The sequence below is a fragment of the Williamsia limnetica genome (assembly GCF_003217475.1).
Lineage (GTDB): Bacteria > Actinomycetota > Actinomycetes > Mycobacteriales > Mycobacteriaceae > Williamsia > Williamsia limnetica.
Genome location: NZ_QJSP01000009.1, coordinates 68,004 through 83,552, shown reverse-complemented (window position 1 = coordinate 83,552; position 15,549 = coordinate 68,004). Strand labels below are relative to the sequence as shown.

10 protein-coding genes are annotated in these 15,549 nt (G+C 64.3%); 8 read left to right on the top strand and 2 right to left on the bottom strand.

Annotated features, from left to right (window positions below; genetic code table 11):
- The first annotated feature begins 123 nt into the window (after nt 1-123).
- From DFR67_RS15955 to xylB, 4 genes are all read left to right on the top strand, one after another.
- The gene (locus DFR67_RS15955) at nt 124-2,328 is read left to right on the top strand and encodes an acyltransferase family protein (protein ID WP_245937986.1); all 2,205 of its coding nucleotides are present in this window, start codon (nt 124-126) and stop codon (nt 2,326-2,328) included.
- A gap of 237 nt (nt 2,329-2,565) precedes the next feature.
- The gene (gene glgX, locus DFR67_RS15950) at nt 2,566-4,875 is read left to right on the top strand and encodes a glycogen debranching protein GlgX (protein ID WP_110470672.1); all 2,310 of its coding nucleotides are present in this window, start codon (nt 2,566-2,568) and stop codon (nt 4,873-4,875) included.
- Between the two features lie 32 nt (nt 4,876-4,907).
- The gene (treY, locus tag DFR67_RS15945) at nt 4,908-7,235 is read left to right on the top strand and encodes a malto-oligosyltrehalose synthase (RefSeq protein WP_110470496.1); all 2,328 of its coding nucleotides are present in this window, start codon (nt 4,908-4,910) and stop codon (nt 7,233-7,235) included.
- Nucleotides 7,236-7,237: 2 nt separating this feature from the next.
- Complete coding sequence (xylB, locus tag DFR67_RS15940) at nt 7,238-8,635, top strand: xylulokinase (protein ID WP_110470495.1); 1,398 nt, start codon at nt 7,238-7,240, stop codon at nt 8,633-8,635.
- 44 nt (nt 8,636-8,679) lie between these two features.
- Here xylB and DFR67_RS15935 read toward each other — a convergent pair whose 3' ends face one another.
- Together DFR67_RS15935 and DFR67_RS15930 are read right to left on the bottom strand one after the other, a co-directional pair.
- Nucleotides 8,680-10,155: a mannitol dehydrogenase family protein gene (locus tag DFR67_RS15935; protein WP_110470494.1), complete on the bottom strand. Its 1,476-nt coding sequence runs from the start codon at nt 10,153-10,155 to the stop codon at nt 8,680-8,682.
- A gap of 14 nt (nt 10,156-10,169) precedes the next feature.
- Complete coding sequence (locus DFR67_RS15930; protein WP_110470671.1) at nt 10,170-11,189, bottom strand: NAD(P)-dependent alcohol dehydrogenase; 1,020 nt, start codon at nt 11,187-11,189, stop codon at nt 10,170-10,172.
- 93 nt (nt 11,190-11,282) lie between these two features.
- Here DFR67_RS15930 and DFR67_RS15925 point away from each other — a divergent pair, with 93 nt between their 5' ends.
- The 4 genes from DFR67_RS15925 to DFR67_RS15910 are packed head-to-tail and all read left to right on the top strand — an operon-like array spanning nt 11,283 to nt 15,547.
- Nucleotides 11,283-12,302: a sugar-binding transcriptional regulator gene (locus tag DFR67_RS15925; protein ID WP_110470493.1), complete on the top strand. Its 1,020-nt coding sequence runs from the start codon at nt 11,283-11,285 to the stop codon at nt 12,300-12,302.
- Nucleotides 12,302-13,708, top strand: coding sequence for an ABC transporter substrate-binding protein (locus tag DFR67_RS15920; RefSeq protein ID WP_110470492.1), 1,407 nt, complete (start codon nt 12,302-12,304; stop codon nt 13,706-13,708). The genes DFR67_RS15925 and DFR67_RS15920 overlap by 1 nt, the downstream gene beginning before the upstream one ends.
- Nucleotides 13,709-13,712: 4 nt before the next feature.
- Nucleotides 13,713-14,672: a carbohydrate ABC transporter permease gene (locus tag DFR67_RS15915; RefSeq protein ID WP_110470491.1), complete on the top strand. Its 960-nt coding sequence runs from the start codon at nt 13,713-13,715 to the stop codon at nt 14,670-14,672.
- The gene (locus tag DFR67_RS15910; protein WP_110470490.1) at nt 14,672-15,547 is read left to right on the top strand and encodes a carbohydrate ABC transporter permease; all 876 of its coding nucleotides are present in this window, start codon (nt 14,672-14,674) and stop codon (nt 15,545-15,547) included. The genes DFR67_RS15915 and DFR67_RS15910 overlap by 1 nt, the downstream gene beginning before the upstream one ends.
- Nucleotides 15,548-15,549 lie beyond the last annotated feature (2 nt).

Genomic DNA, 15,549 nt, shown 5'->3' with positions numbered 1-15,549 from the left:
AAGAGCAGGTACATTACGTGCCGGAACAGCCCAACCGACGCTGGGAAGCAACACGATCTCAGCGCAATCGAATTCAGCGCAACCGGACAAGTGAGACACAACCAGTTGACAGCCTCGCCCAGTGTGGACAGTCGGCCGCCGTCGGTTCCTGCCGACACCGTGCCCTCCTATCGCACTGACCTCGACGGCCTTCGCGGCCTCGCCATCGTGCTGGTGGCGTGTTTTCACATCTGGTTCGGACGGGTCTCCGGCGGCGTCGATGTGTTCCTCACCCTCTCGGGCTACTTCTTCGTCGGATCGCTGCTGCGTCATGTGATCGTCAGCCAGGACGACCGCGCCTCGCTCTGGCACACCGTCAATCCGACGAAACGACTCACCCGACTGGCCCGGCGACTACTGCCGGCGCTGGTGGCGATCCTCATGGTCATCAGTCTGGGAACGTTGCTGATCTTTCCCCAGACCCGGTGGGTGTCGACCGGTAAAGAGGTCATCGCGAGCCTCTTCTACTACCAGAACTGGCATCTGGCGTTCAATTCGCAGGACTATACTGCGGCCAGCTCCGCCAACAGCCCCCTCCAGCACCTGTGGTCGATGTCGGTGCAGGGCCAATTTTTCGTCATCACCATGCTCACCGCACTCGCGTTCGCCGGTGCGATCAAGGTGCTGGTCCGGGCCGGGGTCAAGCAACTGGCCGACCCCACCGTGATCCGGGTGGTGGTCTTTCTCGCCATCCTCGGGGTAGCCGCGGTGTCGTTCTACTGGGCTCACATGCGCATGGAGGTCAACCAGCAGTTCAACTATTACGACACCATCTCCCGCGCGTGGGAGCCGCTTGCCGGTGGCCTCCTGGCGATCTGGATGCCGAAGTGGCGGGTCTCCAACTTCATCCGCAGCCTGGTCGCCATCGTCGCGTTGGGAATGATCATCACCTGCGGTTGGTGGATCGTCGGCGTCGAGCAGTACCCGGGCCCCTGGGCGCTGGTTCCGGTGCTGTCGACCCTCGCCATCATCTGGGCCGGCGCGACCGGTCTCCAGCACGGTCCGAAGACGGACCAGCCGTTGGTCAATCAGGGACTGTCCACTCGGCAGATGGTGTGGCTCGGTTCCATCTCCTATGCGCTCTACCTCTGGCATTGGCCGCTGCTCATCTTCTATCTGACGTGGCGGGACAAGAACCACGCCTCGATCGTCGAGGGCACAGTGTTGATCGCGGTGTCGATCGCGATGGCGTGGCTGACCAAGCGATACATCGAGGAACCGCTGCGGGCGCCTCGATCCGTATCCATCCACAAGGAGAATCCGCCGCACAAGGGAAGTCCGACCAGACATCACCACGCGGCCCACGCCGCGCCGGTCAGCCCATGGCGCGCACGAATGCTGAACTACAGCACCGTCGTCACCACCATGCTCGTCGTCGGCGCCATCGTCATGACCGGCGGTTTCAAGGCCTGGGACTACCACGTGGCACACATGACCGTGGACACCACCAACCTCGATCCGCGGGTGTACCCGGGAGCCCGTGCGCTGCTCGACAACGCGCCGGTCCCGCACGTCGACCCACAACCCTCGCCGCTGCAAGTCGTCAAGGACCTGCCCGCGACGTCGTTCAACGGCCACATCAGCGACTTCAAGGACGACGGCGTGCACGTCGGTGTCTACGGAGATCCCTTGGCGACCAAAACGATCGCCTTGGCCGGCGGGTCACATGCCGAGATGTGGATCACTGCTCTGGACATCCTGGGCAAGCAGAACCACTTCAAGATCAAGACGTACCTGAAGATGGGTTGCCCGCTGTCGACAGAACTCGTTCCGAAACAAGCGGGTGTGCCGTACCCGCAGTGTCACGACTGGGTCGAAAAGGTGGTGCCGCAGATCATCGCGGACAAGCCCGATGCGGTCTTCACCAACTCCACCCGGCCTCGCGACTACGAGCCGGGCGATTGGGTTCCCGACGATTACCTGCCCATCTTCGACCAGTTCGGTGCGGCCGGCATTCCGGTGCTCGGTATGCGGGACACCTCGTGGCCGCACAACGGGGACGGAACGATCAACACCCCGGACTGTCTGTCGAACAACGATGTCGACGAGTGCTCGACCTCGCGTGCTTCCTCATTCGCCCCCACGAATCCCACGCTGGACATCGTGAAAGATCACCCGAACGTGCTGCCACTGGACCTCACCGCCGGGATGTGCAACGAAACACAGTGTCCCGCCGTTGTGGGAAACATCATCGTCTACCACGACATCCACCACCTCAGCGCGACGTTTGTCCGCAGTCTGATCCCCGAACTGCAACGGCAGATGCAGGCCGCGCTCCCCTGGACCTGATCAGCACATTCACCGGCCGGTCCGCACGATGCACCCTGTCTGCGCTGGACATGCCACCCACTCCACCGACAAGTAGGGTCAAGCCATGAAAAAACGAGGGTGCAGATGACGCCGCCCGAGGGTGGTGCGCCCGCCGGGGTCACCGGTGCTCCAGTAGATACCGACGTGGCCGCACCGACGAACACCATCTCGGCGGACGCCGCCGCGAACAGCTCCACGAATGGCCCCAGCCATGCCATGGCCGCCGAGCTGATGGTGTGGCCCGGTACCGCTTACCCGCTGGGCGCCACGTTCGACGGCGCCGGAACGAACTTCTCGCTGTTCTCCGAGGTCGCCACCAAGGTCGAGTTGTGCCTGATCGGCAAAGACAATTCCGAGACCCGCATCTCGCTCGAAGAGGTCGACGGCTACGTCTGGCACGCTTACCTCCCCTCGATATCGCCGGGCCAGATGTACGGGTACCGGGTGCACGGTCCGTACGATCCTCATCAGGGTCTACGGTGCGACCCGTCGAAATTGCTCGTCGATCCCTACGGCAAAGCGTTCCACGGCGAGTTCGACGGCGACGCCTCCCTGTACTCCTATCCAATCGTGCTCGAGACCCATGAGCGCGAGGCCGAACCTACTGAACGCGAGACGCCCTCCGTCCAGGCCGGCCCGGACGACGTCATCGCCGGCACCGACGAGATCGCCGTCGCCGCACCAGAAGACGACCCCGACGCCGGCCCGGATACGACCCTCGCCGAACCGGAACGCGAACCGACACCTGAACCGCCTGATCCGCTGTTCGGTGAACCACCACGGCTGGACTCACTGGGGCACACCATGACCTCGGTCGTGATCAACCCGTTCTTCGACTGGCAGCACGACCGCGCACCCAATCGGCCTTACTACGAGACCGTCATCTACGAGGCGCACGTCAAGGGCATGACCGCAACGCATCCCGAGGTCCCGGAGCAACTGCGCGGCACCTACGCGGGGCTGGCGCATCCGGCGATCATCGACCACCTGACCGATCTCGGTGTGACTGCGATCGAACTCATGCCGGTGCACCAGTTCATGCAGGACCAGACACTGCTGGACCAGGGACTCAAGAACTACTGGGGCTACAACAGTTTCGGGTTCATGGCGCCCCACGCCGACTACGCGTCGAACAAGAAGGCCGGCAGCGCCGTGCCCGAGTTCAAGGCGATGGTGCGCGCGTTTCACGAGGCGGGTATCGAGGTCATCCTCGACGTGGTCTACAACCACACCGCCGAAGGGAACCACCGCGGACCCAGTATTGCGTTCCGCGGGATCGACAACGCCGCCTACTACCGGCTTCTCGACGGTGAACCCTGGCACTACATGGACTACACCGGCACCGGCAACAGTCTCAACGTCCGGCATCCACACACGCTGCAACTGATCATGGACTCGCTGCGGTACTGGGTGCTCGAGATGCACGTCGATGGTTTCCGCTTCGATCTGGCATCCACTCTGGCCCGAGAACTGCACGACGTCGACAAACTGTCCGCATTCTTCGATCTCGTGCAACAGGATCCAGTGGTCAGCCAGGTCAAGCTGATCGCCGAACCCTGGGACGTGGGCGAGGGTGGCTACCAGGTCGGGAACTTCCCCGGACTGTGGACCGAGTGGAACGGCCAATATCGCGACACCGTGCGCGACTACTGGCGCGGCGAGCCGGCAACGTTGGGCGAGTTCGCCTCTCGCCTCACCGGATCGTCCGACCTGTACGAAGCGACCGGGCGCCGCCCCAGCGCCAGCATCAACTTCGTGACCGCACATGACGGCTTCACGTTGCGAGACCTGGTGTCGTACAACGACAAGCACAACGATGCGAACGGTGAGGACAACCGGGACGGCGAAAGCCACAACAGATCCTGGAACTGCGGCGTCGAAGGGCCGACCGACGATCCGGAGATCGAGCGTCTACGGGCCCGCCAGCAACGCAACATCCTGGCGACCCTCATGCTCAGCCAGGGCACCCCGATGATCGCCCACGGAGACGAGATCGGCCGCACCCAGAACGGCAACAACAACGTCTACTGCCAGGACAGCCCGATCGCCTGGATGGACTGGACACTGGCAGAGGAGAACTCGGACCTGCTCGCCTTCACCTCGAAAGTCATCGCTCTGCGGACCGCACATCCGGTGTTCCGTCGCCGCCGGTTCTTCGCGGGCCGTCCGATCCGCTCGGGTGACCAACCGCGCGACATCGCCTGGTTGACCCCGGGCGGCGAGGAGATGACCGAAGCCGACTGGGACAGCGGTTTCGGCAAGTCCCTCGCTGTGTTCCTGAACGGATCCGCGATCGGCGAGAAGGATGTGCGAGGCCGGGTCGTACGGGACGACGACTTCTTGATGTGCTTCAACGCGCACTACGAGCCGATCAACTTCCGGGTGCCGACGGCCTTCTACGCCGAGGAGTGGGCCGGTGTCCTCGACACCGCCAACCCTGTGGGTGACAGTTCCGTGAGCGCACGGGCCGAGACCGGCCTCCTGGTTAGAGAACGGTCGTTGTTGGTACTCCGCAAGGTGAATTGACCACCCGTACTCGAACAAGCACCGGAGCTCCCATGATCCTGCCGCTCACGGCAACCTATCGGCTTCAGCTACACGCCGAGTTCACGTTCGCCGACGCGATCGAGCACCTCGATCACTATGCGGCTCTCGGGGTGAGCCACCTGTATCTCTCGCCGATCCAGACCGCCCAGGCCGGGTCGAATCATGGGTACGACTGGGTGCCGCCGCCAGAGGTTTCCCCCTCGCTCGGTGGTATCGAAGGCCTCCGCGCACTGCGGGCTGCGACGACCGCCCGCGGTATCGGCCTCATCGTCGACATCGTCCCCAATCACACCGGTATCGAGGATCCGCGGCAGAATCCCTGGTGGTGGGATGTGTTGCGGCTCGGTGCTTCCTCGGAGTACGCGACCTATTTCGACATCGACTGGTCTCAGGACAACGGCGCGGAGGGCAAGATCGCGCTGCCCGTCCTCGGTTCCGCCGACGACCTCGATGCCCTCGAGATCGACGCCGACGGCAGCGAACCGGAACTCGCCTTCTATGAACACCGTTTCCCGCTGGCGCCGGGCACCTACGATCCAGCGCACCCGAAACCGGCGACCGCAGTGCATGAGGAACAGTCGTACCGGCTGGTGCCCTGGAACATGGGTGTCATCGGCTACCGCAGATTCTTCTCCGTGAACGGTCTGGCCGGTCTGCGTCAGGAAGACCCGGCCGTGTACGACGCCACCCACACCCTCGTTCGCCATTTGATCGCCGAGGACCTCACCGACGGGATCCGGGTCGATCATCCGGACGGTCTGGCCGATCCGGCCGGGTACCTCGCACGGTTGCGGGCCGACATCGGGCCGGATCGGGTACTGCTGATCGAGAAGATCCTGGCACGATCCGAGCCGCTCGATCCGTCCCTGCCGGTGGATGGGACCACCGGTTACGAGGTCTTACGCGCCGTGGGTGCGGTGCTGGTCGATCCCGATGGCGAGGAGCCGCTGGGCGATCTGCATCAGCGATACACCGGTGACCGCGGCGACCACCTGTGGGTGGAAGCCACGGAGCGACAACTGAAGATGTCGATTCTCGCCGAGACGTTCCCGGCCGAACGTGCCCGGCTACGCAGGGCGATCGAGGCCACGGCAGGCGGTGCCGACATACCGGCAGCTGATGATCTCGACGTCGCGATCGGAGCAGTGGTGGCCGGACTCGGTGTGTACCGCAGCGACTACCCGATTCTGTCGGGCACGCTCGAGACGCTGTTGGACACCGAGAAAAAGCGGTTGCCCGCACTGACGCAGTCGTTCGACCTGATCGCCTCGGCAGTCGCCTCCGACGCCGAGTCACGAGCCCGTCTGGCGCAGGTCTGTGGTGCTGTCACGGCCAAAAGCGTCGAGGACTGCCTCTTCTACCGGACGGCGCGACTGGTCAGCCTGCAGGAGGTCGGTGGGAGTCCGGGGGTCTTCGCGGATTCTCTCGACGATTTCCACAGCTTCAACGCCGACCGTGCGGCCGCATGGCCACGCGCCATGACCTCGTTGTCGACGCACGACACCAAACGCAGTGAAGACGTCCGGGCGCGGATCGGCTTCCTGTCGCAGATTCCGGAGCGTTGGACCGAGCTGGTCGACCGCTCGCAGGCTCGCAACCCCGCTCCGGCCGGCGTCACGGGATTGTTCCTGCGGCAGAACCTGTTCGGTGTGTGGCCGGTCGACGGCGTGCTCACCCAGGGATTGCGGTCGCGGGTCCACGACTACGCGACCAAGGCGATCCGCGAAGGTGGCGTCGGGACCACCTGGACCGATGTCGACGAGGCCTTCGAATCGGCCGTCCACGCCTGGCTCGACCGGATCTTCGACGGCCCGTGCGCTGACGACCTGACCGAACTGATCCACGACACCCGTGACCACCTGGAGTCGGACTCCGTCGTCCAGAAGGCGCTGGCTCTCCTGGCGCCAGGGATCCCCGATGTCTACCAGGGCACCGAATGGTTCGACGATTCGCTGGTCGACCCGGACAACCGGCGTCCGGTCGATTACGCGCAGTCCGTGGACCATCCCAAGGTCGCAGTCGTGCGCACGGCGCTGCACCTGCGCCGTCGGCGTCCAGAGGTGTTCGTGGCCGGGGACTATCACCCGGTGTCGGCGACCGGTCCCGCCGCCGGGCACGTCGTCGCGTTCGGTCGCGGTGAACCGGGTGCCGGCGTCTCCGTGATCGTCGCCGGTTGCCGTTGGACGGCGCGACTCGACGACAACGACTGGGAACACACGACGCTGGAACTACCCGCAGGCACGTGGCGAGAATTGCTGACCGGAACCGATTTCACCGGTAGCGTGGCGACGGCGCGGCTCGGAACCTCGGTCGCGATTCTCGAACGCGCTGAGGAGTAGTCATGACGCTGGTCGCCGGCATCGACTCGTCGACCCAGTCCAGCAAGGTGGTGGTGTGCGACGCCGAGACCGGCACCATCGTCCGATCCGGAAGTGCACCCCACCCACCCGGCACAGAAATTCATCCCGACAGGTGGTGGGACGCCTTACAGGAGGCGATCGGTGTCGCCGGTGGAATCGACGACGTCGCGGCGGTGTCGGTCGGAGCGCAGCAACACGGCATGATCTGTCTGGATGAGACCGGCGCCGTGGTCCGAGATGCGTTGCTGTGGAACGACACCCGCTCCGACGGTGCCGCCACCGCACTCATCGACGATCTCGGCGGTCCCACAGCGTGGGTCGATGAGACCGGCCTGCTGCCCGTCGCGTCGTTCACCGTGTCGAAGCTGCGTTGGCTCGCCGACCATGAACCCGAAAATGCCGATCGCACCGCCGCGGTGTGCCTGCCACACGACTGGCTCGGTTGGCGCCTGTCCGGTTCCGCAGACATTGAGAATCTGTGGACCGACCGGAGCGACGCCAGCGGTACCGGCTACTTCAGCGCCGCCACCGGTGAATATCACGACAGGTTGCTGCAATTGGCCTTACGCGGGCGGAGTCCACGGCTTCCACGCGTCGCGGCACCGCACGAGACCGCAGCCCATACCGCCACAGGAGCACGCCTGGGCGCGGGGCTGGGCGACAACGCCGCCGCCGCCCTCGCCCTGGGTGCAGGTCCTGGCGATTGTGTTGTGTCGCTGGGAACCTCAGGAGTGGTCAGCGCTGTCGGCGACCGAGCACCCGCTGACTACGACGGACTCGTCGCAGGATTCGCCGATGCCACGGGCAGACAACTGCCACTGGTGTGCACGCTCAACGGCGCACCGGTCCTCGCGGCGGTCGCACATATGCTCGGCGTGGACCTGAAGGCCTTCTCAGACCTTGCCCTGTCGGCCCCACCGGGAGCCGAAGGACTGTCATTGGTCCCGTATCTCGAGGGCGAGCGCTCCCCCAATCTGCCGCACACCCGTGGTGCGCTCCACGGGATGAGCGGGGTAAACCTCACCACCGCGAACATCGCTCGGGCAGGCGTCGAGGGCCTGCTGTGCTCCCTGCAGTACTGCGCCGATCGAATAGTCGAGCAGGGTATCGACATCAGACGGATCATTCTCGTCGGTGGTGGGGCCAGATCTGCGGCCGTACGTCAGATCGCCCCGTCCATATTCGGATGCCCCGTCGTCGTGCCCGAGCCCGGCGAGTATGTCGCACTGGGCGCAGCTCGACAGGCCGCGTGGACCTTGACCGGTACCGAAGAACCGCCTGCCTGGTCGGCGGCCGCAGAGAACACCTACGAGGCAGACCCAGCACCTGCGGTGTACGCGCAGTACCGAGAGGCGTCCGCACTGACCGTCGGCCGTTGACCCCCGCTCAGCGCAGGTCCCCGCTCAGCGCAGGACTCGGCACACTACTCGGCGGCGAGGAGCAGGCGTAGCGTTTCGCGAGCACCTTTGGTGCGCAACGATTCGAGTGTCCACAGGTAGGGCCGCGTGAATCGGTTGTCAGACGCGAGATCTCCGAAGAGCGCGGTGTTGCCGACAAACGCCAACGGATCATTGCGACTGACCTTGGCCAGCGGCACCAGCGACTCCGCGAGTGGATCCACCACCTCGATCGGCCGCCCGTCCTCGTCCTCCCCCTCTGCGTAGCGAGTCCAACTGGCAACCACGGCGGCCGCCAACTGGACGTCGCCCCCTGACTTCAATCGGCTGTTGATCACCGGCAACAGCCACTTCGGGATACGGTCCGACGAGTCTTGGCAGAGCCGCGCGATGGTGTCACCGATCGCCGGGTTCGAGAATCGTTCGATCAGGGTGTCGATGTACTCGTCCACGTCGACGCCCGGGACCGGCAGCAACGTCTGTCGGGCCTCGGTGTTCATGTATCCGCGCAGCAGGGCGCGCAACAGCGGATCCTGCGCGGCATCGTGAACGTACCGATAGCCCATCAGATACCCGAAATAGCACAACGCCTGGTGACTGGCATTGAGCAGTCGCAGTTTCATGAGTTCATAGGGTCCGACGTCGGATACGACCTGCACACCAACGGTTTCCAGCGCCGGACGACCATCGGAGAACGAATCCTCCAGGACCCACTGGGTGAACGGCTCGGCGACCACCGGCCACCGATCTGCAATGCCGGTGCGCTCGGTCACCTCGGACAGCAACTCCGGCGCGGTGGCAGGGGTGATCCGGTCGACCATCGAGTTCGGGAAGCGGGTGTGCTCCCACATCCACGCCGCCAGTCCCGGGTCCTTCAGCTCGGCAAATCTGGTGAAGGTCTGACGAGCGATGTCGCCGTTGCCCTGGATGTTGTCGCAGGACAAGACCGTGAACGACGGAATCCCTTGCGCCCGACGCCGCTGCAGGGCTGCGATCACCAACCCGAACGTCGTGGCGGGGACCGCGCCCGCCGCCAGGTCTGCGATGATCGCGGGGTTCGTTTCGTCGAACTCGCCTGTCGTGGCGGAGAAGTTGTAGCCCCCCTCGGTCACCGTGAGCGACACGATCCGAGTGTCCGGTGATGCCAGCGTCGCCACCACTGCCTCGGGGTCGTCGGGGGCATAGAGATACCGCGCAATCGACCCGATGACCGCGGTGTCGACAGCACCGTCGGGATGCTTGAGTGTCAGGGTGTAGAGCCCGTCCTGCGGAACCAGCGCGTCTCTCATACGCACATCACTCGGCAGTACACCGACACCACAGATCGCCCATGATCTGGACCCGGAGTCTGCATTGAGCAGCCTGTCGACGTACATCGCCTCGTGAGCGCGGTGGAAACCTCCGACGCCGAAATGCACGATGCCGCAGACAAGTTCGTCCCGCGGGTATGACGGTGTCGCGATGGTCGTGATCTCGGGCAGGTGGGTGTTGTCCAGTGTCATTGGATACCAGTTCCTTACGACGTGACCCCGGTGCGACCCGGGAAGATGACTGCTTTGATGCTGCCTGCGGTTCGATCGGCGTCGAGGGCTTGTGCGACCTCGTCGAGTCCGAAACGGGCGGTGACCATCGCGTCGAGGTCCACCTTGCCCGAGGTGACCAGCGCGCGTGCAGCAGGCCACGTATTCGCGTACCTGAACACACCGGTGACGATGAGCTCGCGGTTCTGGATCAGCGCCACCGGGAAGGTCATGGTCGACGAGGATCCCATACCGACCAGCACAACTCGTCCGCCGGGACGAACCGCCGCAATCCCGGCGCCGATGGCGGGTTCGGCGCCGGAGGCGTCGATGAACGAATCTGCGTCGAGGTCGATGGGCAGCTCATCCGGACCGACTGCAGTGGTGGCGCCGAATCGCAACGCAGCACTACAGCGATCAGGGTTGATGTCCGTGACGACGATCTCGGTCGCCCCGGCCGCACTCGCGACTTGCGCACACAGCAGGCCCACCGGGCCGGCGCCGGCGATCAGCACCCGATCGCCCACCCCGACAGCCGCTTTGCGAGTCGCGGCGATCGCCACCGACAACGGCTCGAACAGCGCAGCGGCCTCGTCGCTCACCGTATCCGGTATCGGATGCGCGAATGCCGACCCGATCAACACGTATTCCGCCAACGCCCCGTCGACGGGAGGGGTGGCGTAGAAACGCATATGGGGACACAAGTTGTATTCGCCGCGACGGCTGGGGGCGCTGTCGGGGTCGGGTTGCTGCGGTTCGATCGACACCCGCTCACCGACACGGCCGGTCGGCACATCTGCGCCGACCGCGACTATTCGACCCGCCGCTTCGTGTCCGAGGACCAGTGGTTCGGTGACGACGTAGTCGCCGATGCGTCCGTGCCGGTAGTAATGCGCGTCGGAACCACACACTCCTACCGCGCTGACCTGCACCAATACCTGCCCTGCCTCCGGCGTCGGGACGTCTCGTCGTTCGAGCGTCAACTCGCCTGGTGCCTTCAGCACACTGGCGGTCATCGTCGTCGGCAGCATGTCACATTCCTCCAAAGGTGTTGCGTGCGTCACAGCTAGGATGTTAGCTTACTGAGCATATCCACGACTAGTGAGCATATGCTCACGATCCAGCGAGGAGGACGCGTGAACGCGTCACCACTTGAGCCGTCCGTCGACACAGGCCAAGACCTGCGCCTGTTGGTACGCGCGGCGACGATGTACCACCTCGAGGGGCTCACCCAGGCCGAGGTGGCCGGTCGCCTCGGGCTGTCCCGTCCGACGGCCGGAAGGCTCATCGCCCGTGCACGCGCCCAAGGGCTGGTACGGGTGGTCATCGACGCGCCGCCGCACCTCGCCGGTTCCATCCACACCGACGAAGAACGTGCACTCGAGTCGTTGTTCGGCCTCGATGAGGTGCTGATCATCGATCAATCCGCGGACGGCACCCATACGGGTAACGCCGCGCTCGGCCGCGCCGGCGCATCGGTTCTGACGAGACGGTTACAGGCCACCAACACCCTCGGGTTCACCTGGGGTCCCGAGACGGTGGCCGTCGCGGATTCGATCGGTTCCCGCGCCGCCCACTGCCGGCGTGTGGTGCAGATGGACGGATCCATGACCTCCGTCGAATACCACACCGGCGTCGACCATGCGTTGTCCCGATTCGCCGAACGCCTCGGCGCCCAGCCGCTCCGGTTGATGGCCCCGCTGTACGCCGATGCCGACACCGTGCGAGCGATGCGCAAGGACTCCATTCTGTCCCAGTCTCTGCGCGCAGCAGACGATTCCGACGTCATGGTCTTCGGGGTCGGGTCGGTCTCGACGTCCACGACCCTGTTCGAGGGGGCGTATCTCGACGCGGCGATCCTCGACGAGTTGGCCGGCCTCGGCGCGGTGGGCGAGATCGGCGGGCGATTTTACGATGCGCGCGGAGTCACGGTGCAATCGTCACTCGTCGATCGCACGGTCTCGGTCGGATTGGACACCGTGCGAGCCTGCCGCACAACGATTCTCGTATCCGGTGGAGCGCACCGCCAAGAGTCGATCCTAGGCGCCGTGCGCGGCGGACTGGCCACCACGTTGGTGACCGATCTGACCTGCGCACGCTGGCTCATCTCGCAACAGAAAGGTCAATGATGACTGGTTCACCCGAGTCCGACGCCCAGAGCGCCGGCCCTTCTCCGGGTCGCCGCCGGCGCTGGCGGCGGCTGATCGCCCCGCTTGCGCTGGCGTCGACCGTCGCATTGACCGCAACCGCCTGCGCCGGGGCCGGATCCTTCACCGATGGCGGCAGCGAGGCCGTCACCATCGCACTGGTGTCCAATTCGCAGATGACGGACGCGATCTCACTGTCTCCTCAGTTCGAGAAAGAGAACCCGGGCATCAAACTCAAGTTCGTCACCCTCTCGGAGAACGAGGCCCGGGCGAAGATCACCGCCTCCGTCGCGACCGGCGGCGGAGAGTTCGATGTCGTCATGATCAGCAACTACGAGACGGCGACCTGGGCAGAGAACGGCTGGCTGGTCAATCTCACCCCGTACATGGTGTCGAGCCCGGGGTATGACCAGGACGACTTCATCCCCACCCTCCGCGAGGCGCTGTCCTACGAGGGCAACATGTACTCGGCACCTTTCTACGGCGAGTCCTCGTTCCTGATGTACAACAAGAAGATGCTCGCGGACGCGGGCATCACCATGCCCGCCGAGCCGACCTGGCCCGAAGTGCAGGACGCGGCGAAGAAGCTCAACACCGGCGATGTCTCCGGAATCTGCTTGCGCGGCAAGCCCGGCTGGGGCGAGACGCTCGCGCCGCTCGACACCGTCATCAACGCCTTCGGCGGCCGCTGGTTCGACGAGGAGTGGAATGCGCAACTCGACAGTCCGGAGGTGAAGGAAGCCGTTCAATTCTACGTCGACACAGTGCGCCAGTATGGCGAACCCGGCGCTGCATCAACAGGTTTCCAGGAATGCGCCAACTTGATGTCGCAGGGCCAGGTGGCCATGTGGTACGACGCAACATCCGCGGTGTCGGTTCTCGAGAGCCCGGAAGACAGCAACATCGCAGGAAACGTCGGGTATGCGATGGCACCGAGTATGGCCAAGGGCGACAACGGTTGGCTCTACGCCTGGTCCCTCGGCATCCCGGAGAGCAGCAAAAAGAAGGATGACGCCTGGAAGTTCATCGAATGGATGACCAGCAAGGACTACATCAAGATGGTGGCAGAGCAGTTGGGCGCGGCAAGCGTCCCGCCCGGTAGTCGGCTCTCGACCTATGAACTCCCGCAATACAAGGAGATCTCAGGTGCATTCGCCGAGCCGACGCTGAGCTCGATGCAGTCCGCCGATCAGAACAAGCCGACCGTGGACCCCGTTCCGTACACCGGCATCCAGTTCCTGGCCATCCCCGAGTTCCAAGACTTCGGCACCCGGGTCAGTCAACAGATCAGCGCGGCGATCGCCGGCCAGATCACTGTCGACGAGGCGCTCGAACAATCCCAGAAGTACGCCGAGGTAGTCGGCGAGTCCTACAAGAAGGAGCAGTGAGGGCATGGCCACCGCACTCGCCGAGCGTAATACAGAGCCCGACCCCGCACCCCCGCCGATGAGATCGAAACGGGACCAGATCTCCCGCGCGGAAGGATGGCGCCGACGGGGACCGCTGCTGCCTGCGTTGATTTTCATGATCATCGTCACGCAGATCCCCTTCATCGTGACCCTGTACTACTCCACCCAGTCGTGGAACCTCGTCCGTCCCGGATCCCGAGAGTTCAACTGGCTCAACAACTACGTCGATGTCTTCACCGACAGCCAGTTCCGGACCGTCGCACTGAACACGGTCATCCTGATTGTCGGGACCGTGGTGATCTCGGTGGTGCTGGGGCTGTTCTTCGCGATTCTGCTCGACCGCAAGTTCATCGGCCGCAGCATCGTCCGAACCCTGTTGATCACCCCGTTCCTGGTCACCCCTGTCGCTGCGGCGCTGCTGTGGAAGACGAGCCTGCTCTCCCCCACCAACGGTCTGGTGAACTGGGCGTTGAGTCCCTTCGGACTGGGCGATGTCGACTGGCTCAGCGAGTTCCCACTCGCCAGTGTCATGGCCGAATTGGTCTGGCAATGGACCCCGTTCATGATGCTGCTGATCCTGGCGGGACTGCAGTCGATGCCCAAGGACATCCAGGAAGCGGCCCGCGTCGACGGCGCCACCAGCTTCCGCCTCTTCCGGGAACTGACACTTCCGCATCTTCGGCGGTTCATCGAACTCGGCGCGGTGCTCGGTGCCATCTACCTCGTCAACACCTTCGACGCGGTCTACATGATGACCTCGGGCGGACCCGGTGTGGCCAGCTCGAACCTGCCGTTCTACATCTACCAGCGGGCGTTCCTGGGCTTCGACGTCGGACAGGCCGCAGCAATGGGTGTCGTGACCGTGGTCGCGACCATCATTCTGTCGAGTCTCGCGCTGCGCCTTATCTTCAAGAGTTTCAGCGGAAAAGAGGAGGCAGCCTGATGTCCACCACACTGAACAAGTCCACGGCCGGGGCGCACACCGACATCAAAGACATCAAGAAGCGGCGCAACACCGGCGGGAGTCTGCTGACCGCGTTCACCTGGATCATCGCCATCGGGTTCTTCTTCCCCGTCGCCTGGATGGTGCTCACCGCGTTCAAACAGGAAAGCGACGCCGCCACCAATCCCCCGACGTTCTTCTTCGAGCCCACGCTCGATCAGTTCAAGGCAGTTTTCGACGCCGGTGTCGGCACCGCATTGCTGAATTCGCTCTTCGTGACCACGGTGTCCACGATCTTCGTTCTCCTGCTGGGTGTTCCAGCGGCGTTCGCGTTGTCGCTGCGTCCGGTGAAGAAGACCAGTGATGCGCTCTTCTTCTTCATCAGCACCAAGATGCTGCCGGTGGTTGCCGTCATCATCCCGCTGTACGTGATCGTCGGGCAGATCGGCATGCTCGACAACGTCTGGACGCTGATCATCTTGTACACGTCGATGAACCTGCCTATCGCGGTCTGGATGATGCGGTCGTTCTTCCTGGAGGTGCCCAGCGAACTGCTGGAGGCCGCCGAGATCGACGGCGCCAGCCTGTGGACCTCGGTGCGCGAGGTGATCCTTCCGCTGATCTCCCCCGGGATCGCGGCCACCGCACTCATCTGCGTCATCTTCTCGTGGAACGAGTTCTTCTTCGCGGTGAACATGACAGCCGTCAACGCCCAGACGATGCCGGTGGCACTGACCGGGTTCATGTCCGGGCAGGGGCTCTTCTGGGCCCAGCTCTCTGCCGCTTCCGTGATCGCCGCTCTGCCGGTGGTCATCTGCGGCTGGATCGCACAGAACAAACTCGTCCGCGGCCTCTCCTTCGGCGCCATCAAATAACT